The sequence below is a fragment of the Sellimonas intestinalis genome, assembly GCF_001280875.1.
Taxonomy (GTDB): Bacteria; Bacillota; Clostridia; order Lachnospirales; family Lachnospiraceae; genus Sellimonas; species Sellimonas intestinalis.
The window spans coordinates 1-22,894 of sequence record NZ_LGAJ01000014.1 but is presented as its reverse complement, the minus strand read 5'-3'; the positions used below and the strand labels follow the sequence as shown (position 1 = coordinate 22,894).

At 43.2% G+C, this 22,894-nt stretch carries 20 protein-coding genes and 3 tRNA genes; all 23 read right to left on the bottom strand.

Features of this window, described 5'->3' with window-relative positions:
* Window positions 1-12 precede the first annotated feature (12 nt).
* The 23 genes from AOA56_RS12700 to AOA56_RS12585 all read right to left on the bottom strand — a co-directional run bounded on the left by AOA56_RS12700 (window position 13) and on the right by AOA56_RS12585 (window position 22,856).
* A complete protein-coding gene (locus tag AOA56_RS12700) occupies window positions 13-1,173 on the bottom strand; it encodes an ABC transporter permease (protein ID WP_202030814.1) in 1,161 nt (386 codons plus the stop codon).
* A complete protein-coding gene (locus AOA56_RS12695) occupies window positions 1,166-2,122 on the bottom strand; it encodes an ABC transporter permease (protein ID WP_024731530.1) in 957 nt (318 codons plus the stop codon). The genes AOA56_RS12700 and AOA56_RS12695 overlap by 8 nt, the downstream gene beginning before the upstream one ends.
* A 66-nt stretch (window positions 2,123-2,188) precedes the next feature.
* Complete coding sequence (locus tag AOA56_RS12690) at window positions 2,189-3,970, bottom strand: peptide ABC transporter substrate-binding protein (RefSeq protein ID WP_053769813.1); 1,782 nt, start codon at window positions 3,968-3,970, stop codon at window positions 2,189-2,191.
* Window positions 3,971-4,066: 96 nt separating this feature from the next.
* Window positions 4,067-4,468: a DUF3899 domain-containing protein gene (locus AOA56_RS12685; RefSeq protein WP_024731528.1), complete on the bottom strand. Its 402-nt coding sequence runs from the start codon at window positions 4,466-4,468 to the stop codon at window positions 4,067-4,069.
* Window positions 4,469-4,676: 208 nt separating this feature from the next.
* On the bottom strand, window positions 4,677-4,961 hold the full coding sequence (locus tag AOA56_RS12680; protein ID WP_051411823.1) for a hypothetical protein: 285 nt from the start codon (window positions 4,959-4,961) through the stop codon (window positions 4,677-4,679).
* 792 nt (window positions 4,962-5,753) lie between these two features.
* Window positions 5,754-6,947, bottom strand: a complete 1,194-nt coding sequence (locus AOA56_RS12670; protein ID WP_053769812.1) for a peptidoglycan recognition protein family protein — start codon at window positions 6,945-6,947, stop codon at window positions 5,754-5,756.
* The gene (locus AOA56_RS15930) at window positions 6,928-7,296 is read right to left on the bottom strand and encodes a hypothetical protein (protein ID WP_053769811.1); all 369 of its coding nucleotides are present in this window, start codon (window positions 7,294-7,296) and stop codon (window positions 6,928-6,930) included. The genes AOA56_RS12670 and AOA56_RS15930 overlap by 20 nt, the downstream gene beginning before the upstream one ends.
* A 15-nt stretch (window positions 7,297-7,311) precedes the next feature.
* A complete protein-coding gene (locus tag AOA56_RS16145; protein WP_167337753.1) occupies window positions 7,312-7,452 on the bottom strand; it encodes a hypothetical protein in 141 nt (46 codons plus the stop codon).
* Between the two features lie 494 nt (window positions 7,453-7,946).
* Window positions 7,947-8,954, bottom strand: coding sequence for a C45 family autoproteolytic acyltransferase/hydolase (locus AOA56_RS12655; protein WP_024731524.1), 1,008 nt, complete (start codon window positions 8,952-8,954; stop codon window positions 7,947-7,949).
* Window positions 8,955-9,177: 223 nt separating this feature from the next.
* Window positions 9,178-9,249: transfer RNA gene (locus AOA56_RS12650), tRNA-Cys, on the bottom strand.
* Window positions 9,250-9,302: 53 nt separating this feature from the next.
* Window positions 9,303-9,374, bottom strand: a tRNA-Glu gene (locus AOA56_RS12645).
* A gap of 286 nt (window positions 9,375-9,660) precedes the next feature.
* Entirely contained in the window at window positions 9,661-11,133 is a 1,473-nt protein-coding gene (locus tag AOA56_RS12640) for an FGGY-family carbohydrate kinase (RefSeq protein ID WP_024731523.1), read from the bottom strand.
* A 2-nt stretch (window positions 11,134-11,135) separates the two neighbouring features.
* Window positions 11,136-11,954, bottom strand: a complete 819-nt coding sequence (locus AOA56_RS12635) for an L-ribulose-5-phosphate 3-epimerase (RefSeq protein ID WP_024731522.1) — start codon at window positions 11,952-11,954, stop codon at window positions 11,136-11,138.
* Between the two features lie 5 nt (window positions 11,955-11,959).
* Window positions 11,960-13,207 (bottom strand): L-rhamnose isomerase, encoded by a 1,248-nt coding sequence (locus tag AOA56_RS12630; protein WP_024731521.1) that lies wholly within the window; start codon window positions 13,205-13,207, stop codon window positions 11,960-11,962.
* Window positions 13,208-13,274: 67 nt separating this feature from the next.
* Window positions 13,275-14,552: an ArgE/DapE family deacylase gene (locus AOA56_RS12625; protein WP_053769810.1), complete on the bottom strand. Its 1,278-nt coding sequence runs from the start codon at window positions 14,550-14,552 to the stop codon at window positions 13,275-13,277.
* Between the two features lie 17 nt (window positions 14,553-14,569).
* Window positions 14,570-15,517 carry an ABC transporter permease gene (locus AOA56_RS12620; RefSeq protein WP_024731519.1) on the bottom strand — a complete coding sequence of 316 codons (948 nt, stop codon included), beginning with the start codon at window positions 15,515-15,517 and terminating at the stop codon, window positions 14,570-14,572.
* Window positions 15,518-15,519: 2 nt separating this feature from the next.
* On the bottom strand, window positions 15,520-17,010 hold the full coding sequence (locus tag AOA56_RS12615) for a sugar ABC transporter ATP-binding protein (RefSeq protein WP_024731518.1): 1,491 nt from the start codon (window positions 17,008-17,010) through the stop codon (window positions 15,520-15,522).
* A 12-nt stretch (window positions 17,011-17,022) separates the two neighbouring features.
* On the bottom strand, window positions 17,023-17,985 hold the full coding sequence (locus tag AOA56_RS12610; RefSeq protein ID WP_053769809.1) for a substrate-binding domain-containing protein: 963 nt from the start codon (window positions 17,983-17,985) through the stop codon (window positions 17,023-17,025).
* 15 nt (window positions 17,986-18,000) lie between these two features.
* The gene (locus tag AOA56_RS12605; RefSeq protein WP_082350000.1) at window positions 18,001-19,107 is read right to left on the bottom strand and encodes a M28 family metallopeptidase; all 1,107 of its coding nucleotides are present in this window, start codon (window positions 19,105-19,107) and stop codon (window positions 18,001-18,003) included.
* Window positions 19,108-19,129: 22 nt separating this feature from the next.
* The gene (locus tag AOA56_RS12600) at window positions 19,130-20,131 is read right to left on the bottom strand and encodes a LacI family DNA-binding transcriptional regulator (RefSeq protein WP_024731515.1); all 1,002 of its coding nucleotides are present in this window, start codon (window positions 20,129-20,131) and stop codon (window positions 19,130-19,132) included.
* A gap of 71 nt (window positions 20,132-20,202) precedes the next feature.
* Window positions 20,203-21,237: a LacI family DNA-binding transcriptional regulator gene (locus AOA56_RS12595; RefSeq protein ID WP_024731514.1), complete on the bottom strand. Its 1,035-nt coding sequence runs from the start codon at window positions 21,235-21,237 to the stop codon at window positions 20,203-20,205.
* An 81-nt stretch (window positions 21,238-21,318) separates the two neighbouring features.
* Entirely contained in the window at window positions 21,319-22,500 is a 1,182-nt protein-coding gene (locus tag AOA56_RS12590) for a M24 family metallopeptidase (RefSeq protein WP_024731513.1), read from the bottom strand.
* Between the two features lie 283 nt (window positions 22,501-22,783).
* Window positions 22,784-22,856: transfer RNA gene (locus AOA56_RS12585), tRNA-Asn, on the bottom strand.
* Window positions 22,857-22,894: the final 38 nt, after the last annotated feature.

The window sequence follows — 22,894 nt, the reverse complement described above, 5'->3', positions numbered from 1 at the left end:
TCTCATCCTTCATTATTGCCTGAGCGTTGGATTGAAAGCATCCCGAAGGCCGTTCCCAAGGAGATTGAATGCCAGCATCAAAAATACAATAACAATACCAGGCGACACAATCATAAACGGATAGTCCAGAAGTGCTTTCTGTCCATCTGACAACAGCATACCGATGGATGGATTCGGCGCCTGCACACCAAGTCCCAGGTAAGAAAGTCCTGCTTCCTGGAATACAACACTTGGTACGGACAACGCACACTGTGTAATAATGGTTCCTACCGCATTCGGAAGTACATGGCGGAGCATGATCCGCACATCACTTGCTCCCATCGTCCTTGCCGCAAGGACATACTCCTTATTTTTATACCGGTAAAACTGCATTCGCACTCCATTTGCCATTCCCATCCATCCTGTCAGACAGAACACAAGCATCAACGGCAGAATCCCAGAACCAAACAGCATAATCAGAAGAATCGTAAGCGGCAGGGATGGAATATTCCAGATAACATCCATGAGCCGCTGGATAATCAGATCCACCCATCCCCCGTAGTATCCGCAGATAGCACCTACAATCAGCCCAACTGTCAGATTGATTGCTACAACGGCAAAGGCAAGAATGAGAGATACTCTTGTACCTTGCCACAGTCTCGAGAACAGATCCCGGCCAAGATTGTCTGATCCGAACCAATAGTAGACGTCATCCGCCCCTTTGTATTTGTACATGTTGATTTTGATCCGTTCCATCTCCACAGTTCCGAATGCGGATTTGTCCGTCACCGTACCAAGATTCTTGATGATACAGTCCTCATACTCAGAAAGATTGTCTTTCTTTACTTCAATCACTTCACTGCCGTCAAAAATACCAAGTTTCTCCAGTCCCTGGATGCGGGGCGGCATATTTTTTAATTCCACGTTTTGTTCCAAATAATTGTACGGACTGATATACGGTCCCACAATTCCCATCAAAATAATAAACAAGGTAATACATGCCGCTACGACAGTCGTCTTGCTTCTTAAAAATCTGCGGAACACGTCTTTTCCGTAGGAGACAGCCTCCGTCTTAAATTCCACATCCCTGATCTCCTGCTCTCTCTGAACCAGTTCAAATTCCGGTTTTTCGATGTGGATCAGCTCCTCGCTCAGAGGTGTACCATCTTCCATACATATCTTTCTATCAGTCATCTTTTTTCCCTCCCATCCGGATACGAGGATCCACAACTCCATAGGACAGATCCGCAAGTATGGCCATTAGAAGACCAATCAGCACATAAAAGATTACAATTCCCATCGTCAGCCAATGATCTTTCCCATTGATGGATTGCAGCAGTGTTTTACTAAGCCCCGGAACTCCAAAGATCTGTTCGATCACAAGAGAACTGGAAAGCACTCCCAGAAACAGATACAGGAAAGTACTGGCAAGTGGGACACAGGAATTACGCAGTGCATGGCGTAAAATCGTCTGACGATAATTCAGTCCCTTTGCCCGTGCCAGGAGCATAAAGTCCATTGTCAGCACTTCCGCAAGTTCTGCTCTTAGTGTTCTGGCAATACTTGCGATTCCACCGAAGCCTAGTGCCATAATCGGCAGAATCATAGAGTAGAATTTCGACCAGCTCAATGACTCTTCTGTCTCCAGCACAAGCGGAAACCATCCAAGCTTATAGCCTAAGAAGTACTGCATCAGAGCCGCAAGTACAAAGGATGGAACTGAGATCAGCAGAATGACAAAACTTCCCGCGATATGATCGTAGATCGTATCTTTTTTGATTGCCATTGTAATTCCAAAGAACAGTCCAAACGGCAAAATAAAAAAGGCCGCAAAATAGTTAAGCTGAATTGTAACCGGAAGTCTCTCCAGAACGCACTGGAATACTGGCACGCCCGGTCTTACTTTCAATGAGTACCCAAAATCAAAATGCAGGTAATCGGCCATTGTATATTGAAACTGCTCGATCAGCGAATCGTTCAGATGATATTTATCCATGATCATCTCCCGGATCGCCGGATCCAGTTTCGGAGAAAAGTCAATGATATCACCCGGCATAGAGTGAAGTACAAAGAAAACTACAATCAGAATCACAACGAACGTGAAGAACGCCGCTATAAGTCTCTGTATAACGTATTTAACCATCTGGTATCCCTCTTTCTAAAGTATGCCGCCAAAAGCATGGCCCTTTGGCGGCATTTGTGTGATATATTAGTTGAATTTTGCCTGCATCAGACAGAATTTCAGTTCTGGATCTCCCTCATCCATCAGAGGAGTAATCTTCTCGCTGAAGAAATAGCGGCTGCCTCCGGAGTAAGCCGGAATGAAACTACAGTCGTTATAAAGAATCTCTTCCATCTTCGCTGTTGCTTCCAGTTTCTTCTGCGCATCCCATCTGTAGTCATACATCGCACATTTATAGAAAAGGTCATCCCACTGTGCGGCCAGATTGTCATCCGCAATCACACAGTACTGAGTATTGTAAACGTATGGCCCGCTGTATACCCAGTTGGTATTGTTCCAAGGCGCGTCATAAGTATTTCCCCATCCACAGCTCAAGCACATATCGTAGTTCATCTTATCTCTCGCAATTTCTTCATAAATAATTGCTGATGGCGTTGCCTGAAGCTCGATTGCAATCTTGTCCTCTCCAAAAAGATCCTGGTAAGCAGACTGAATGGCCTCCGCCCAGGTCTTTGTGACGTCACTGCTGTCCGCGTAGATCGCCTGAATCGTAATTTTCTGATTTCCGTTCGCCTGATATGCCTTGTCAAAGTATTCTTTTGCCAGATCCGGATCATATCCTTCCTGTGTCACTTCATGTCCATCCATACGAATTGCTTTTGCTTCCTTAGTATCATGGTATACGACCGTCTTGTTGTCTTTGTCCGCCGGGTCCGGCATGGTAGAGAACGGTACATACATATAGGCACTTGGAAGCGCGGTCGGATATACTGCTTTTACAACTGTCTCTCTGTCAAGTCCCCAATAAAGCGCATAGCGCAGATTCACATCCTTTAGCGCCGTACAGGTTGGCGTCTCAGAATTCAGGTAAATTCCGTAATTATCGATGGTATAAACATAACGTGCACCATCGTATTCATCGTATGCCGGCTGGTTTGCGACAACCGCGTCAAGCTCACCTTTTTCAAACATCTGTACGATTGTGTTCGCGTCTGTAATCGCCTGATATTCCACTTTATCTGGTGTAAAGACATCCTCCAGAGGCGCCTTTCCATCTGTTCTTCTGGTCAGTTCCAGATACTGCCCCTGAATCAGAGAAGTTGGCTCATACAGCGCTGACGCCATAAATGTTTCCAGGCTGGAGCCGTAGGAACATTCTGTCTTATTCTCATTCAGACAGGATTCATAAAGTTCTGGTTTTACAAGCGCCGTCCCTACGAAGCAGAACAGATCTTTTACGTCCTTTTCACTTTCCGGCTCATAATTCTTTGCATATGTTACTTCCAATGTGTTCTCATCCACTGCCTGAAATCCCACTTCTTCCCAGTCACACTCCCCTTTCAGGTATGCATCTCCGTTTTCAAAATTGGTCGCGTTAACATTTCGATTCGCAAGCTTCGGATCATTCAACATCTTAATACTGTATTCTACCGTCTCAGCATTGATCTCGGTTCCGTCCGCAAAGGTGTATCCGTCTTTTACTTTGATCGTCCAGACTTTATGCTCATCATCATTGCAGACCGGATCCCCGTCCGCCAAAGATGCCACATACGTCTTGGCTCCTGTTTCTTCGTCCCACACCTCTCTGTACAAGGTTGCACTCATATCGAGCAAAAGTTCATAATTGTCTGCCGTTGTATGCGGATTCAAAGTCTGCGGAGTATCAGAAAAATATGTTTTCAATACTTTCTCCCCGTCCGAAGACTTTTCCTTATTTGACGTCTCTTTGGAAGAATCCCCGCCACCACAGGCTGTCAATCCCATCGTCGCTGACAATATTAATGCTGTCAAAATACGAGTTTTTTTCATCTGAGTCATCTCCTCCCGTTCTTTTAAAATGCTTTTCTAATATTCAGTTGAAACCCTCCTGCCCTCCTTTTTTCATATATTTCTTTCCTTTCATGGTTAAGGCCACATCCGGAAATGAACGTAATTTAAAATTGCCGATAAGAATGCACAGGTACAACCGGCACAAAGCGGAAACGCAACCGGTTTCTGTCTTCTCTCATCCATAACGACGTTGACGGTATAATCCGCCAGACTCATAGGGCGAAGTTCTTCGTTCCCCTTCAATTTGTGACGCCGCCTTTTATATGCAAGGTATGAAAATGTTTTGAATAATCCAACATTACGGATATATCTCGTCCCTCCGACCACGATATACACTGCGGACATCACGAACAGAATATTAGAAATGTTTAAAAGAATACTGGCGCACAGATGTGTCGCCAGATAGATCACTCCAAGACAAAGGGCAGTGACAAATACCCTCACTTTTTCCTTTTTTATATAATGTTTCAGCACCATGTCTTTCGCTCTTCTTTCTACTCCCTTACTTTTTCATAAATAAATTTTCTGATAGAAACATTTTACCCCCCCCCCCGTATATTTTTGTCAATTTTTTTTAGAAAGCAATGTATAAATTCAGATAAATATACAATTTTCGTCTCTCCGTTTTGTGCATTTTAAATAGCTATTTTATTCTTTCAGTTCATTTTCAATCCGTTTACTGCCATCAAAAAAGAAGGACATTTTCAAGATTACCATCAGAAAACTGTCCTTCTACTATACAATATTTATACTTGATTTTTATCTGTTTCCTCTGATAGATGTTCGTGAACCAATCGCCGAAGCAGCTCCTCAGGGCTATCTCCTCTTTTTTCAGCATAATCTCTAATTCTTTGAATCGTCGGAGCATCCATAATAATCGGCTTATATTTCTCCGGAAATGCCCAGCAGCAAGCCCTGCAATCCTGCCTGCAGTTTCGACAGGCAGTACTTTTGAAATTGTTGCACTCATCACAAAGAGGCTGCCAGTTTATCGTTTCATCGCTTCAGCCTCGGAATCTTGTGATCCTGCTGAAATCCAGTTGTCTCCGGAGTTCTTCCGCATACCGCACAAACCCCTCCATACCGTCTTCGTATTCTTTCCCATTCCAAGTCATTCAGATGTCCCCTCGGATGCCGCTTTTCTGATATTTCAAGGCTGATTAGCTGATACTTATTTCCACTCTTCACAATTCCGAGCAGCCCCTCTTCTCCTTGCAGCTCTCTCATCCGTCGGAAGGGATCCCGGTATGGGCTGCCTCTGTATGCATCAATCGCTTTCCTTATTTCTTTTTCAGAAACAAGAGGACCAGGTATCCCGTGTCCGACCGGCCACAAAGTTTCAAGAATTATGCGATAATACGCCTTGTTGGCTTTGCTTGGGGAAATAAATCCTGTACAAGTTTCACATATCCATTCATCTCTGTCACGCAGTTACGGAGAAGGATTTTTACATGGGCTCTGCGTAGGCTGATGACAGACCCGGGCGCGGCTCTTCTTACGAATTTCCATCATTTGTCAACCCCCCCTTGAATTAAAATCAGACTTGTATTCTATGATTCCTACTTTGTCTTATTGCCGGCAAAACAAAAGCTCGTAAAGATGGATTTTTGAGAAGCTCCGATCAGATTTCCGTTGTAAATGTACTATTTCTTGATTTTGAGTTACTACAAAAAGTCGGCCATTTAACACAAAAATTGAACCTATCCAATACACAGATGATACAATATTTTCCCTCCGGAGTCTACACCCCGGAGAGATTTCTTTAGTTCTTCACCACTCGTATCTGTACCCGGTCAATCCCGATCCCATAGATCCCGGCGTAGGCATCCGCGCCCGTGCTGTACTGGCTGGACCAGGAAAGCCATCCGGTCCGGTCGGTGAGCTGTACTCGTACCTCCGCATGATATCCCGGTTTATTGACAAGCTTTACCTGGATTCCGTCGATGACGTGTCCGTAGATCCCGGCGTAATCATTCGGAGCCTTTCCGGATGCGTCCGTCACCCACGGCAGCCACCGGCCTCCTCTCAGGTGTACCCGGTACTGTAAATTTCCAACTGCGGACTGGGAGCCAACTGTATACGCTTTCAGTCCGGTGACCGCCCTGCACGGAATCCCGGCGTAGCCGTCTGAACTGACATTATTATAGTTTGTCACCCACGGCAACCATTGCCCATTCACATATGCCTGATACCGAACATTGATTCCGGATGCGGACACAGATCCTCCAGTGGACGGTTTGGACGGTTTTGTGGATGTACTGGAACTTCCCGTATCCGGCGGCAGATCTTTGTCCCCGGCTACCATGCTCTTGAAAGAGCTCCATGTTACCGGGTCGTCGTTCAGTACAAACGGATTCGGACAGTATTTCCCGACCACATCATAGTGCCGGACCACACGGGACAGGGGAACATTGTACTTCTTCATCAGCTCCTGCACCAACTTCACTGTGCTGTTGATCGTGGCGTTTTCAAAGTACCAGTCCTTGGACGTATCACTCCGGCTCCCGGACGTCCTTACACACATCTCAATATTGATGCTGTTGTAGTTGGTGCATTTCCCATAGACACTTCCGCCCTTTGTGCCTGGGTATTTGTTGCCGCCTACCGACCAGGCCGCCAGACTGTCAGACACACTCTGCCAGACCTCTCCGGAATACCCGACAAAATAGTGGGCGGACGCCCCACGGTATCCAGTTGAAAAATAGGTCGCATTGTTTGCGGCACTTCCCGGAGCCCCGGTATAATGCACTACGATGTACTTGATCCCGTTCCCGTACCGGCTGGACGCATTGAAGGTCTGAAGCTTCTGGTTGATTGGTAATCCATTGATGGATGCCGCCTCCGCCCGAATCGGCGGCGCTAAGGCCATTGTCCCAAAAATCAGGGTACAGAAAAGGACGGCCGCCAACGCAACCGCCCTTCCTCGTTTCAGTAAGTTATTCTTCTTCGTCCGCATCTGCATCATCCCCCTTGTGCTGGAATCTCCAGAATAGATCTGCCACATAGGTCCAGCCCTTGGTCGCTACCAGTGCCAGGACAAATCCGATCACGATCATGGCAATGACAAAGTACCATGTCACCGGGAAGCCCGTCATATCCACATAGGCAAAGTACGCCACCAGGGTAAACGCCACAGACAGCACCAGAACCTGTAAATCGGTCGGGATGCTGCGCAGTCCCGGCAGTCCTTTTGTCACCTGGGTAATCACCACAGTTAGGAAACAGATGACCCCTGCCACAAAAATCAGGAGATTGAGATTCTCCATCACCATTTTAAAAATATCCAACTGCATCGCTTCTACCATAAGTCATTCCTCCTTTTACATTCCAATCAGTTTCAATACATAGCCCGTCACGATTCTGATCACTGCCGTAATCACATAACCGTTAACCTTACGCCACATTTCTCCGTCACGTTCCTCTTTCAGTCTGTGGATGGTTCTCTTACGTCCGTCCTGCATCCTGCAGTCAAACTCATCATGTTGCTGTCTGCTTATAACATCGTTTATTACCTTCTCTCCTTGTCGTTCACTGTCATTTTATGCATAAAAATAAGACCGGTTCACGGTCTCGCTTTGAAGAAAACACAAAAAAAGGGTGGCAAGTATATTAATAAATTACTACGCTTGCAACCGGCGAAGTTAAAAGTAGAAAACAAGCGCCGTAAAGAAAAAATCTACGGCTTCGCATAGAGAACGACTACCAAAAAAATGAACGCCTATTACTATCATTGTAAAAGAGTACAGTCTGAAGATAAATATAAGATGGCTTCTGTAAAGTTTCCAGACGGCAAGTCTATAAAATGGTATCTGGTAGTTACCAATGGGGGAATATAGGTTCTCTCCTTTTCCAGCGTTAGAGCAAAGAAATAGCAGGAAACCATTTTTCTGATTTCCTGCTGTAATCACCGATGGGTGACAGATACTTATCTTTACTGTTATGCCCAGAATGAACATTAAAAATGAAAACGGTTATCTTCCTTAAACTGTCGCCGCTTTGGATTGCCCTCACACCGATAAATCTTATGCCGCTTCAGATCATAAATCACGGACCATACCGTATCCTTTCCGGTGCCCCTATCATATTGACAGAGAAAACCATAATCGCCGGATAACAGCTTTTTCGCAAATGCCCGACTAAAGTCCTCATTCCCCCGACAAGCTGAAAACATAGTTTGGAACCGCGTTTCTGCAAGCCAGTCGTCAATATCAGAACTGTTATAACCTATCATCTCTGTAAGATGGAACTTATTTGTAGCACAAACAAAAGAATGATGATTACTTAAAGACATTGTAGTTTGTATACGCTCCGAATTACATTCAACAAGTGCTACTGATCCGGATGTATCTGCTAAAATCAGTGTCTGCGCAGAAGCGATCGGTAACTGGTACAAACAGGAAATCGCCTCCGATACATTTTGACATTTTTCTAACAGGTATCTAAGAATCAATCCCGCATTAAATCCTAGCTTGCGTTGGCGCGGATAAACAGATGTCAAACCAACAGCCAAACCATGTTCGTTGACTCCATCTTCAACCTCTACAAAGGCGGTTGTATTTCCCGTAAAAGAATATGCTCCATCGGTCAGCCTATAAATCACATTCATATTTAGTTTTTCCATTTCTGTCAGAAAATCACTGTTCCGTCCCAGCAGGATTTCCTGCCCTGTAGTGAATCCAAAACAGGAACAGTTACACGCTGGCGGAATGGAGTACATACTAAACAAGACTGCCTGTAAAATATGGACATCGCAATGTTGTCCATCTGCAAGCCCCTGGATTTCTTCTGTAATTTCACAGTAATATTGCTTATAGACGGGAAGACAGGATAACGCGTAGTCAATCCGTTCCTGCGTAATTTCAAACGGAATATTTTCCAAAATTATATTTTGATGTTTTAGCAGTAAAGAACCCCACCGAAAACCTGCTTCATAGTGTGTTCCCCTAAAATGTGCATGGTACATTTTTACACGCTCCTTATAAAATAAATGAGATAAAGAGCTACCGGTAACTCTTATTCAAGAGTAACTGAATAAAAATTTTAAGTCAAGTCTTATATTATTGTCAAAGTTCACCTGTGTGATTCAGATAATCGCTCTTGCTTTTTCGGATCATCAAAACATCCCCCATGCTCAACACGTTAAATTCATATATAAAAAAGAGCTTGTAAATACAAGCTCTTTTGAGAGGCGCAGACCGGATTTGAACCGGTGAATCGAGGTGTTGCAGACCTATGCCTTACCACTTGGCTACTGCGCCATACATTATATTATATTATCACATTTTACAAAAAATGCAAGCTTTTTTATAAATGACTCCGACGGGAATCGAACCCGTGTTACCGCCGTGAAAGGGCGATGTCTTAACCGCTTGACCACGGAGCCCTATTTTTCATTTGTCAGTGTGACGACCGATATTTATATTACCACATTCTTTTCCCTAAAGCAAGTACTTTTTTTATTTTTTTGTAATCCCTGTAACGATTCATCAAAATTGCGAAAAGACACATCACAGGATTGCTAACGGCTGCCAATACCTCTGACAAGCCCGGACTTTATCTCACGCCCATTACAAATAAGGGCTCGCCGGGAAAGAACCGACAGCCCTTTGTCCGATTATATTATATCTAAAAAGCGAAAGAAAACATGCTTAAAATTACTTTGGCCATGTCTAAAGTGTTGCCCAGACTCTATCCATCGCTTCTATGATCCGCCTATAATTTTCATACTTGGCTCGATAAATCTTTGTTTTTTCGATATCTGGATAGATTGTAATCCCTTCCCGTACGCACGCATCCACCGCTGAACCGTAATCCGCAAACAAACCGGCCCCAATTCCTGCTGCCATAGCCGCCCCCTTTGCACCCAATTCCACATCCTGAATCAGACGAAGCGGGATTCCAAATACATCCGCAAACATTTGAGACCATACTTTTGAGTTTGCTACGCCGCCTGCCAGACGGATCACGTCAGGTCTCTTTCTGCCCTTTAGCAAAGCACAAATATGAGTATAATGTGCAAATGCTACTCCTTCATAGACTGCCCTGCAAATATTTTGTGCAGTATGAAAACCATCCAAACCGATCATCATTCCCTTTGCCAGTGGATTTTCATTTGACGCATATAAAAACGGCATATAATACAGATGATCCGCTTCTACAGGAACATGCTCCACCATCTCATTAATTTTGTCGTAGTCCCTTTCGTTTACCAACTTTAAGAACCATTCCAGGTTTCCAGCCGAAGCGGCGCTGCTTTCTTCAACCAGACAATATTGCGGTTCACAGAAGATAGAATTCATTGCAACGGATCCATCATCAATTAATTTTTCAGAAACATATTCATTAATCCCCCATGTTCCTGCAATCACACACATATCAAGCGGCCTGATATTCCCCATGGCAAGTGCACAGGCGTCAATATCAAACATTCCACCCACAACCGGGGTCCCTTCCGAAAGTCCGGTCCACTTCGCCGTTTCCCTGGATATTCTTCCGCAAATATCAGAAGCCTTTCTAATTTCCGGCAGACATTCATACATCTCCTGTATCCCAAATTCCTGTAACAGCTCCCTGTCATACTTCCTTGTCCTGAGATTCAGCAAATTGGTTCCGGAAATATCTGTATACTCCGCATATACCTCTCCCGTCAGACAGAAACGGACAAAGTCTTTTATGGAAAGAATATACCCTATTTTCTCATAAACGATACGTTCATACTCCTTCAGCCATCTTAAAAGCGCAACAGGTTGACAAGCCATGACCTGCTGGGCCGTCTTTTGAAATACTTTTCTGGCTGTCCCATCTTCTTTCCATTTTAATTCGTATTCCAGCGCCCTTTTATCTGTCGATCCGATACCGAAGTACAAAAAATCCCGCTTTCTGTCAAGAAGATAGAGCCCTTTCCCATGTCCCGCAATGCCGACACCAAGAATTTCCCCATCACATGTTTTCACAAGCTCTCTGACAATTTGAAAGTTTGCATCCCGAATCTCTTCCAATTTCCTCTGGGTATATCCTTCTTTCGGGGCGTAAACCGGTATCTGAATCGATCTTTTCTCCACCTGGTTTCCATGAAGATCAAACAAAGCTGCTTTACTGTATGTCCCCCCATTATCAATTCCCAAAAGATACTTTTTTCCCATCTCTAAAAGCACCCCCTGATATACCGATAATTTCTCGTAATATATTCTTCCGGATCTGTCTTTTTATCATACCAGAACTCGCATGTAAACCTTGCTACGCCCTGGCTGCGAAATTGGAAAATACATGTTTTAAAATCAACTCTCCCTTGTCCGTATTCCATATCACGAAAAACATCTTCTACTGTTTCTTTCAAATGTGCCGCAACGATATGTCCATTTCCCTTTTTGATATCTCCCAGATAGTCATCGGTAGCATTATAAATATTTCCGATATCCGGGTATACTTGCAAATAGGGAGAATTTACTTTGTTGACGACCTGACGTGCCTTCCCTATCGTGTTCATAAACTCTGTTTCCATGGTCTCAAATGCAAGAATAATTCCAAATTCTGATGCATATTCGACACATTGCCTTAATGCCATATGAAAATTTTTACGAGTCTGCCTGGTTCCTTTCTCGTAATATACATCATAGCCGGCAAGCTGGATTACACGAATTCCAAGATCTCTGGCAAACACAATCGCCTTTCTCATAATATCCAGACTTTTCTTCCGAACCTTCCGATCTGCACTTCCTAATGGATATTTTCTGTGAGCGGACAAACACATGGTCTCAAAGAAAATTCCCTGTTCTGTCATAAACTGATGCAGTTCATTTTTTCTTTTTTTGTCAAAATCCAGTCTTGAAATTTTCTCCTCTGTCTCATCAATACTAATTTCCACATAGTCAAACCCGATTTTTTTTGCTAAAAGAAGCTTCTCTTCCAGACTCAGTTCATCCGGCATTGCTTTTTCATAAAGTCCTAATCGATATCCTTCCATAATATTTACATTCTCTTTTTCAAAACAGTTTCTTCATATTCACGAATCTGTGACATCCATTCTCCACCTGCGGGTACTTGATTCCTCCTGCAAAACTCATTCCAAATATCCTCAAATGGATAAAACTTTAGTTCCTCCTGGAGAACCATCAATTCTGTAAATTGTTCTTCATCCTGTAATCTGGTCATTATTTCATTTGGCTGTAGGAAAGCATACAGGAATGCCTTTTGTACATTTCTCATCCCAATAATCCATGCAGCAACTCTGTTGATACTGGCGTCAAAATAATCTGTGGCAAGGAACACCCGATCCATTGCATTACATCTTACAATCTCTCTGGCAAGCTCCTTGGTCTCGTCATCAAAGAGGACCACATGATCGGAATCCCAACGCACCGGGCGTGTAATATGCAACCCCAGCTTCTTGTGAAACAGCAGCATGGAAGATATTTTATCAGATACCGTCTCTGTCGGATGATAATGTCCGTTGTCCATCAGTGCCATAATCCCATGCTTCGCCGCATAGTTAATACAGAATTCACTGGATCCCACCGTACACGACTCAAACCCGATTCCAAAAACTTTTGATTCGAGACTGACGAACACTTTTTCCTTGTCATAATCAATCGACAGGATTTCGTCGAGGGAATCACTGAATCTTCTTCTTGGTTCTAACCTGTTTCCCGGAACATCTTTGAAACCATCCGGAATCCAAATGTTCAGTACACATGGTTCTCCCAGTTCCTCCGCAAAATACTGTGCAATTTTGACACAAGCCTGTCCATGCCGAACCCAGAATTTTCGAATCGATTCATCCGGACTCGACAGTGTGAATTGTTTTGCTTTTTCATGTGAAAAGAATGTCGGATTAAAATCAATCCCCAGGCTCCTCTCTTTTGCATATTCCACCCATTTCCGGAAGTGCTCCGGACGAAGTTTGTCACGATCCACCCACTGTCCCGCTTCAAATACCGCATAGCTGGAATGAAGATTAAGTTTCTTCTTGCCGGGGATCAGAGAAAACGCAAGGTCCAAATCCTTCATCAGCTCTTCTACATTTCTCGGTTTTCCGATATAATTCCCTGTGGCCTGTATTCCACCTGACAAAGGCCCATCGTGGTCAAATCCACCCAGATCGTCCCCCTGCCAACAATGCATGGAAATGGTTAAATTCTGCATGTCTTCCAAAACCTGTTCTGTATCAATTCCTAATCCGCGATATTGTTCTTTCGCTTCTTCATATTTCCCTACCACTTGATTTCCTCCTTCCTGTCTGTAGATAGTCCAGATAAATTTCTGTCATACGGAATACCATACTTCCCTAGTTTGTCCATTCCATAATCATATTGGCAAAGGTTTCAATCGCTTCAAAATACTGCTGCTTCGACAGATACTCGTTATATACATGTGCATTATGGCAGATACCCGGTCCGCATACTACTGTCGGGACATGTGCTACGTTGGTAAAATGCCGTGCGTCACATCCTGCCGACATTCCATTAATCACCCGTTTTCCGGTCACTTCTTCCGCTACATCCGCAAGCTGCTGCACCAGTGGGTGACTGGTATCCGTCTCAAACGGAGAGCAATCCTGAAACCACGTAATTTTAGGCAAATGATCTTTCATCCATGGATCTCCTTTCGCCATTGCAAGGATATGATCTTCCACCTCCTGTCTCACATCTTGTTTATCCACTTTATGCCAGCAGCCAAATTTATCTATCTCTGACGGGAAGTAATCGACTTCAAACTTCAGGATACAATGATCCGCAACTGTAGATGCCGCAACACCCCCCTGGATATATCCATAGTTGAACGTTGGGGGAGCTAGAAGTGGATTTCGTTTCGTTGTCATCCATTTCTTTTCCAGCTCATCCAGAGAATACATAATTTTCACCATTTTCTCAATGGCGCTTTCCCCAAATCCTTTCAGACTTGCATGAATCGGCTTGCCATCCACCTGTATTTCCCCGAGCCAGCAGCCCCGGTTCACGGGAAATACCTCCATATTCGTTCCTTCCGCAATAATCACACCGTCCGCATTACAGCCACGTTCTACAATACAAGAGAGACTTCCATTCCCTCCTCCTTCCTCATCCACAACGCTTTGAATGATAATATTTCCTCTTGGCTGGTATCCGCTTTCGATCACGGTCTGGAGTGCGAGGATGGCCGAAGCCAATCCTCCCTTCATATCATCCGTTCCTAATCCATATAGTTTTCCGTCCTCTTCTGTCATTTCCCAAGGGTTGTATTTCCAACGTGCCAGATCTCCTGATGGCATAGTATCAACATGTCCGTTCAGCACAAGCGTCTTTCCTCCACCGCTCCCTTTATATGTGGCAATCAGATTAGGGCGGTTCACATAACTGTGTCCGGCATTATATCCCGGATATTCCTTCAACTTTTCGTTATCCGGCTCAAACATCTCAATCTCGCATCCCAGATTTTCTAAATACTTCGCAAGCCATTCCTGGGCTTTGGCCTCCTGACCATCCTCTCCGTGCCGAATAACAGATGTATCGAAGGCAACTAATTTCGCTAAAAAACGAATATACTTCTCTTCATTGTCATGAATTATTTTTTTTATTTTGCTCATATTGTTATCCCCGTATGTTAATCGTTACTCTTGATTCGGTCTAATCCTACCGCAATGATAATGATGACTCCCTGCATGACATACTGCCAGTTCGTAGAAATACTGAGAAGGTTCATACCATTAGTGATAATTCCCATAATCACCGCACCAAGCAGCGTGCCCCATAATCTGCCCTTACCGCCGGAAGTACTTGTTCCTCCAATGACACATGCGGCGATGGCATCCAATTCCAGACCATTACCCGCACTTGGTTGTCCCGAAAACAGACGGGATGCGAGTACTACCCCGGCGATCCCAGCGGTAAGACCACTGATCGTATGGATGAGTACTTTATTTCTGGCCACCTGGATTCCTGATAATTTGGCAGCTTCTATGTTTCCTCCGATCGCAAAAATACTTCTTCCAAATTTCGTATATTTCAGCACGGAATGACCGAATATATAACAAACTGCCATAATGACAACCGGAATTGGTATAAAAGCAAGGTATCCACGCCCAAATGTTTTAAAAGAATCTGGCAGTCCTGTAATTGGGTAGGAGTTTGTGATTACAAGTACAATTCCTCTTGCAATATTCATCATTCCCATTGTCACAATAAATGATGGTATTTTTGCAAATGTATGAATTGCTCCATTTAAAAATCCACATCCTACGCTGACAAGAATTCCTGCTAAAATAGAAATTGGTATTGGTACTCCTGATTTTAACATCATCGCCACAACAACCCCGGACAGCGCCACCAGAGAACCTACACTCAAATCAATTTCTGCGGAAATCAAAACATAAGTCATTCCGATTCCGAGGATCGCGACAATGGATACCTGCCTCATAATATTTAATAAGTTATTCGGTGTCAGGAAAACCGGCCTGATAAATGCCAGAATGACCACCAATACGACAAGAATCAACAAAATTGCCAGGTCATTCCAATTCACTTTCTTTAACTGTGTTTTTTTATCTTTCATGCTTAACACCCTCCTGTCGCAAACTTCATGATTCTTTCCTGACTCAATTCCTCTCTGGATAACTCTCCGGAAATTCTTCCTTCGGACATAATATTTACCCGGTCACACAGACCAATGATTTCGGACATTTCTGATGAAATCAAAATAATTGATTTCCCCTGTTCTGCCAGCTTTACAATAATGTTATAGATCTCCCGTTTCGCATTTACGTCAATTCCCCTGGTAGGCTCGTCCAAAATAATAATTTCCGGTTCACAGTTCAGCCACTTTGCTACAACCACTTTCTGCTGATTTCCACCACTTAAGAATTTTGCTTTTTGCTGATCAGAAGGCGTCTTAATCAGGAGTTCTTCAATATACTTTTGGCATATTTCTTCGGCTTTCTTCATAGAGAACAGTCCATGATGCATTGCATTTTCTGGCTTTACCATCAGAACATTATCTACAATGGCCAAATCTGTCACAAGGCCTTCCTTTTTTCTTTCCTCCGGCAGGAAACCGATTCCATACCGGATCGCATCTTTTGGAGAACGGATATTGACCCTTTGACCCTTCATGTAAATTTCCCCTTTGGCCTTTTTATCCGCACCAAACACTGCTTTTAATGTTTCGCTTCTTCCTGCTCCAACCAGTCCTGCAAATCCCAGAATCTCTCCTTTTCTTAATGTAAACGAAACGTCCTTTACTTCCTTCCCATTGCTGATATTTTTCGCCTCCAAAATGACGTCCCCGATCTTATTGTTTCTCTCCGGGAATACTTGTGTCAGAGGTCTCCCCACCATATCCTCGATAATCTTATCCAGTGAAACATCCGCAATATCACCCGAGCTGATGAATGTTCCGTCTCGGAGAATCGTGTAGGAATCACAGATTTCAAATATCTCATCCATCCGATGACTGATATAAATGATCGTAATTCCTCTTTGTTTCAACGAAGAAATGACTTGAAATAATTTTCTTGTCTCACCTTCTGTCAATGTCGAGGTGGGTTCATCCATGATGACCAGACGTGCGCCCAGGGAGACCGCTTTCGCAATCTCCACCATCTGCCGCTGTGCTACACTTAATGTGGAAACAATCATTTTCGGCGGAATCTTCATGTCGATCCCCTCCAAGATTTTTTCCGCATCCTGATTCATTTGCTTCCAGTCAATAAAACCGTTTCTCTTTGGCTGGCGATCCAAAAAAATATTCTCGGCTACTGACAATTCCGGTATCAGGTTTAATTCCTGATAAATAATAGAAATTCCCAATCGCTCTGATTCTTTCGTGTTTTTCACCTGAATTTCCTGTCCATCCAGAAACACCTTCCCTGCATCTTTCATATAGGCGCCGGACAAGATCTTCATCAGTGTGGATTTGCCAGCTCCGTTTTCCCCTAAAAGAGCATGTACTTCTCCTTCTCTTACTGAAAAACTGACATCGGAAAGAGCTTTCACCCCAACAAATGATTTGCTGATATTCTGAAATTCCAGTATTTTCTTTTTTTCCATATTTATCATCCTTTATTGTAACTCGTCCGCATAAACAATGCCGTCGGCTGTATATACGCCAACCTCTACTCCAATATCCTCTTCCAATGTTTCTCCATCTAACACTTTTTCCACACATTCCACAGCAGTCTCAGCCAGCTTCTCCGGGAACTGCTTAATGCTTCCCTTGTAGCATCCCCCCTCATTAATCACCGACTGTTCTTCGTCTGACGCATCAAATCCAATGACCGACACTTCATCTTCTCTTCCCGCTGCCTGAATCGCGTCATAGGATCCTAGGCCTCCGTCCGCACTATAGGAGAACACAAGATCTACCCTGTCGTTCGCCATCAGGACATCTTCCATAATACTCATAAAAGCTTCTCTGGAGTCTCCCCCCTGTTCTGCTACAATCTTCGCCCCCGGAACCTCTTTTTCAAGAATATCCTTGAATCCATTGACACGTTCTACGGAAGCAACGGACATTGGATTATTTAAGAACACTATATTAGGTTCCTCATTTCCATCTAATACATTTTTCAAAGCCCATTTTGCGGCCAGTTGTCCACCAAGAAAATTGTCTGAGCCAATATATGTTTCATATTTTCCTCCACTTGGCTTGTAATCAACTGTAATAACCGGAATATCAGCCTCTTCGCATGTATCCAATGCAGGAATAATTCCCTCCCCGTCTACACATGTAAGAATAATCGCGTCGACTTTCTGGGCACAGAAATTCTCAATCGCGTCAATTTGTGCCTGAAGATCCATGTTCGGGTCATTAAATACAATTTCATAATCATCCCCGGCTGCCTTTTCAATTCCCGCTTTTATATCCTGGAAAAACTCATACTGCAAAGTCATAAGGGAAACGCCAATTACTTTTTTATCTCCACCTTTATCGTCTCCCCCTCCTTCTTCTGTTGAACAGCCCGTCATTACAAACGCCATAGTGGCAATCAGCAATACAGCTAATAATTTCTTCATTCTTCCCATAATGTGCCTCCAATCTTAATTCGTATCTCTTTGTATCACACCAATCCGCTCTAAAAGTTCTAAGTTGAGCCGAACCATCTTTTCCATATTGCGCAGCTTTGACTTCTCAATGATATCTTCCGGAGTATGTAAAATCCCCTGATCGTTAAACGTCAGCATACACACCGGAATCCCTTTCTCATAAAACGGCGCGTGGTCGCTTCCTGGAGGTGGCGGGCAAATATACCGCGGAATAAATTTTTCCTTGCTTTTATCAAGCACTGCTCTTACTTTTCGTTCAAAAGTTTCCGGTCCACACCATACTTCCAGAATGTCTTCTCTCCCGACTCCATCGATATTCAACACAAAGGAAATATCCCCCCGCTCTTCTGCCGCTCTGAATCTGGCGCCTTTCAAGTTAAATTCTTCTCCATCTGTCAGTAAGATCTCGATTTTCTTGTTCAGCCCATACTGAGTCAGTTGTCTTGCCGTTTCCAAAACCACCGCTGTGCCGGCCGCATTGTCATATGCTCCTACCGTAGAATAAACAGTATCATAATGGGCACAAAGAATGACTTTTTCCCTTCCTTCTCCTATCTCACCAGACAAATTCCTACAATACCCGCTTTTATTTATCTTTGTTTCCGCAAATCCTCTTAAAAGCGCTCTGCTTTTTTCTGCCTCTTTCAAGATTGCTTCCTCTTTACTTCCCACCATAAAGTGCGGTAAATCTGATTTTGCAAATAGCATCTGCGGAATTGCTCCTTCGTTCTCCCGAACAGTAATATACGCACAGATTCTCCCTTCTGCATCTACAATTTTATATCGTCTCCATACATACATATCCCAGACCCGGTGATACCCAGCAAATTCAACATAACCTTCAAACTTCTCAGAAGATCCGCTTTCTAAAAATAAGTATGATTTGATTTCCTTTCCATTTTGGTCTTCCAGTCTCCAGTCCTTTACTTCCCAGCAAGGTACCTGATACTGATGTATTTCAACTTGGTCACAAATTTCCGCCATGACCTGATATAAATATTCTCCTGCCCTTTGCAGATTATCTGAGCCCATCGGCTTGATTCCAAAATCTACTAACTTCTCCCAGACTTCCTGCATGTTACTCCTATCGTGTTTCTGCATTCCTCTCTCCCTCTGCCGCTAATCAGGAGGAAGCTCTGATCACCAGTTCCGACTGCATAATAACCTTTTGTCCCTTATGCTCCTTTTGCCCTTTTTCTTTGATTCTCTCAAGTAATAATCTCGTCGCCACACCGGCCAGCTCCCACACCGGCTGTCTGACTGTAGTCAAAGACGGCGTTACCATTTTCGAAACCATGATGTCATCATATCCGACCAGCGCCACATCCTGGGGTACTTTGTAATTATGCTCCATCAAAAATCTCAGTGCGCCCATCGCCATATAGTCGTTCGCACAAAATACCGCTGTCGGCTTTTCCCTTAATGCCATCAGAGCCTGCATCCCTGCATAGCCGCTCTCCAGCTTATAGTTGCCTGACACGATAAATTGTGGCCATACCTCAATGCCATAGTCTTTCAGGCACTCCTCATATGATTCTTTTCTTTCCATCGCCATTGTGGAAATAAACGGTCCTGTAATATGAGCAATTCTCTGATGCCCTCTTTCAATCAGATGTTTTACTGCTTCATATGCCCCTACCTTATTGTCGATCTGTACCGAATCCAGATTGGTCTTTCCTGGATCCCGCTCCATAAGAACAATCGGAAACTCTGTCCGTATTTTTTCAATATGTGAAACCGGCATATTCATTCCGATTAAAATCACACCATCAATCTGTCTCTTCTCCAACATCTTCAAACACTGTAACTCCATCTCTACATTCGTGTCAGAATTACATACGAGAAGATTATATCCTGAATTCTTCAGCTCCATCTCAATCCCTCTGATAATCTCAAGGAAAAAGAGATTACTCATATCATTTACTACAAGTCCAATCACTTTTGTTGATTTCTGTTTCAGGCTTCTCGCGATACTGTTTGGCTGATAATCCAGCTCCTTAATCGCAGCAATAATCCGCTCCTTTGTTTCTTCGGACATGTGCCCAACATTCTGCCCATTCAGATAACGAGATACCGAAGTCTTTGATACCTTTGCCAGTTTTGCTACATCCATAATCGTCGTCATGACATCATCCTCCTTAGGAAACCGTTCCCCTTTTTGACCGCAATTTACTCTTCTCTTTCAACTGCACTACATTAAAGTTTTCGACAAGATTTTCTTTCTACCAATTCAGCCGATAAAATGATCTTCAGAGTTCCCACATTCTCTCCTTTCATCTTTTCCATCAACCGCTTTACAGATAATTCCGCAATTCTTTCCCAGGAAATATCCATCGTTGTAAGCTCCGGTGTCACCAGATCTGCTACCACAATATTATCAAATCCCATGACTGACATTTCCTCTGGAACTTTGATTCCCGCCTGCTGAAATTCTTTAATCACATCGACCGCAAGATAGTCGTTTTCTGCCAAAAAAGCACTTGGCCCTTCCAGTCGGATTGTTTCGATTAGCTCCTGATTCAACCCGTTTTTCTCCCAAACAAAATGCCTTTTATTCATCTCCAGGTCCAGATCTGACATAGCCGCATCGTATCCCTTTTCTCTGTCCTCCAGACTTTTACTCTTGCCCTCTGTTTTAATATAACTGATTCTTTTATGATTCAGCTCATTCAAATAGGTAACAGCTTCATATGCCCCCGCATAATTATCAAAGGCAATACAATCCAGATTGTTTTGCCGAAAGCTTTGTCCTACCACAACCATCGGGATATTCATGTTTGCAATCTTTTTGATTTGCTTTGACAGAAGTCCGTTTCCGACGATCAGCATCCCCTCGATTTGATAGAATGTTATAATCTTTTCGATTTCCGTACAATCATCATTCACCATTGAGATCGATTTATAAAACAAATTGTACTGGTATTTATGTATTTCCTTTTCCACTTTCTGCATAATCTCATAAAAGGAAAAGGTGTCTTCCGTTTCCTCTACGTTACTGTCTGAGTTTGTCAGATGTAAAAGCATGATAAGTTTCGAAGCATTCTTTACTTCTTTATCAAATCGTTTCTCCCGTTTTTCTAATACTTTTGATGTATATCCTGCCTCCTCCACAATGCGTAGAATCTTTTCTCTTGTCTGCTCGCTAATCCCCTCTTTTCCATTTAACGCAAATGAAACTGCCGTAGTAGATACTCCTGCCTTTTTGGCAATGTCTTTTATCTTTAATTTCACCAGGTCCTCTCCTTTCTTTCTATTACTATCCGAAGAAAATCTCATCTACACAGCAGCTAATTTGTATGAATGATTTTGCTTTTAAAGTTGCTTCATGTAATTTTCTGACCATTGACTCAGCGGTTCACATCCGGCTTCCGTAATGAGAAATCCACTTTCATATCTCATTCCGCCCCAATCGTTCAAAAACAGTGGTATGTCGACCGAAAATACCATATTCGGCTGCAAAACAACCTCGCTTTTTGAAGAAAGGATCGGCGCTTCAAATTCAATGACTCCAACACTGTGTATACCTGAATATGCAAAATTCCTGGCAAATCCTGCCCGGTTCATATGCTCCCTGGAAATAACATCCATTTCTTTTCCTGTTATGCCCGGTCCAAGTCTTTTTACGGTTTCAGCCTGCGCAAACATCACAAGTTCGATATACCGTTTCATTTCATCCGGCAATTTCCCCAGCCCAAAAGGCCTTCCGATTGCCCCATGATACCCCTCATATCGCGGTGCCAAAGTTGCCACAACCAGATCGCCCGCCTGCAATTCCCGAAAGGTTGTTCTTGACAGGATTGGTGATGTGTTTACCGGACCTGAATTGATCATCAACTCAATCCCTAATCCTTCCGATCCCATCTTTCTCATCGCATATTCCGCTTCTGCTGCCAGCGCTCTTTCGGATATTCCTTCTCTTAAATTGTTATATACCGTATCCATTCCATGATCCGCAATCTTATATGCATAACGAATTACTTCGATTTCATCGTTACTTTTGACTGCTCTTAACATGGAAATCTCTTCATCCACATCGTTGACGTGATCATTACCAAATAATTCCAGTAATCGTTTAAATAAATCATACGGTATAAACGACCTTCCTGCAACCCCAATATTTGCAATGGAAATATCGGACTGCTCCTCCAAAAGTTTGAGGACTTCCCTAAAATCCCTAGTCTCACAATAAGGATAATCCTCGTCTGGATGTAAAAACTCATAAATGGCATAAACATTTTTACACCTTGACGTGCACAGAGCAAATTCTACTGATTCTGCCCCTGTCACAATCGCAATCTCACCTTTTCGTGGAACGAGCACAAATGCAGCTTCAAATTGCGGCTGATAGTCTACCATCCATCGGGCGAATGCCTGACCATATACATAACGATCGTCAGCATACATCACAACCAAATCGAGCCCCTGATCCTCCATGAATCCCTGGACTTTATGCTTCCGCTCCAGAAATTCACTTTCACTAATCCTTGGTTTCATTTCCTCCTCCTTTTTATATAAATTATTTTAGTTAATACTAGCATTTAACTAAATTTATGTCAATTAATCACCTATATTTTCTTATTTTTCGTTAGATTAGCTAATATTTTTCTTTCTTTTTTAGTAATATTTTAGTTATTTCCTAAAATTTTAGTTCATTTCTTCATTGTTTCCTCTTTAAAAGAAACAAGTTAATTTTTTGATGGGAATCCTACATTTACGAAATACGCAAAAAAAGATATCACAAATCATTAACAATTTGTGATATCTCCTTATTTTCCAGCTCCCCCTGTTGGACTTGAACCAACGACACTGCGGTTAACAGCCGCATGCTCTACCGACTGAGCTAAGGAGGATTATTCAGATACATGTTCCTGTACCTTCAAAACCACAT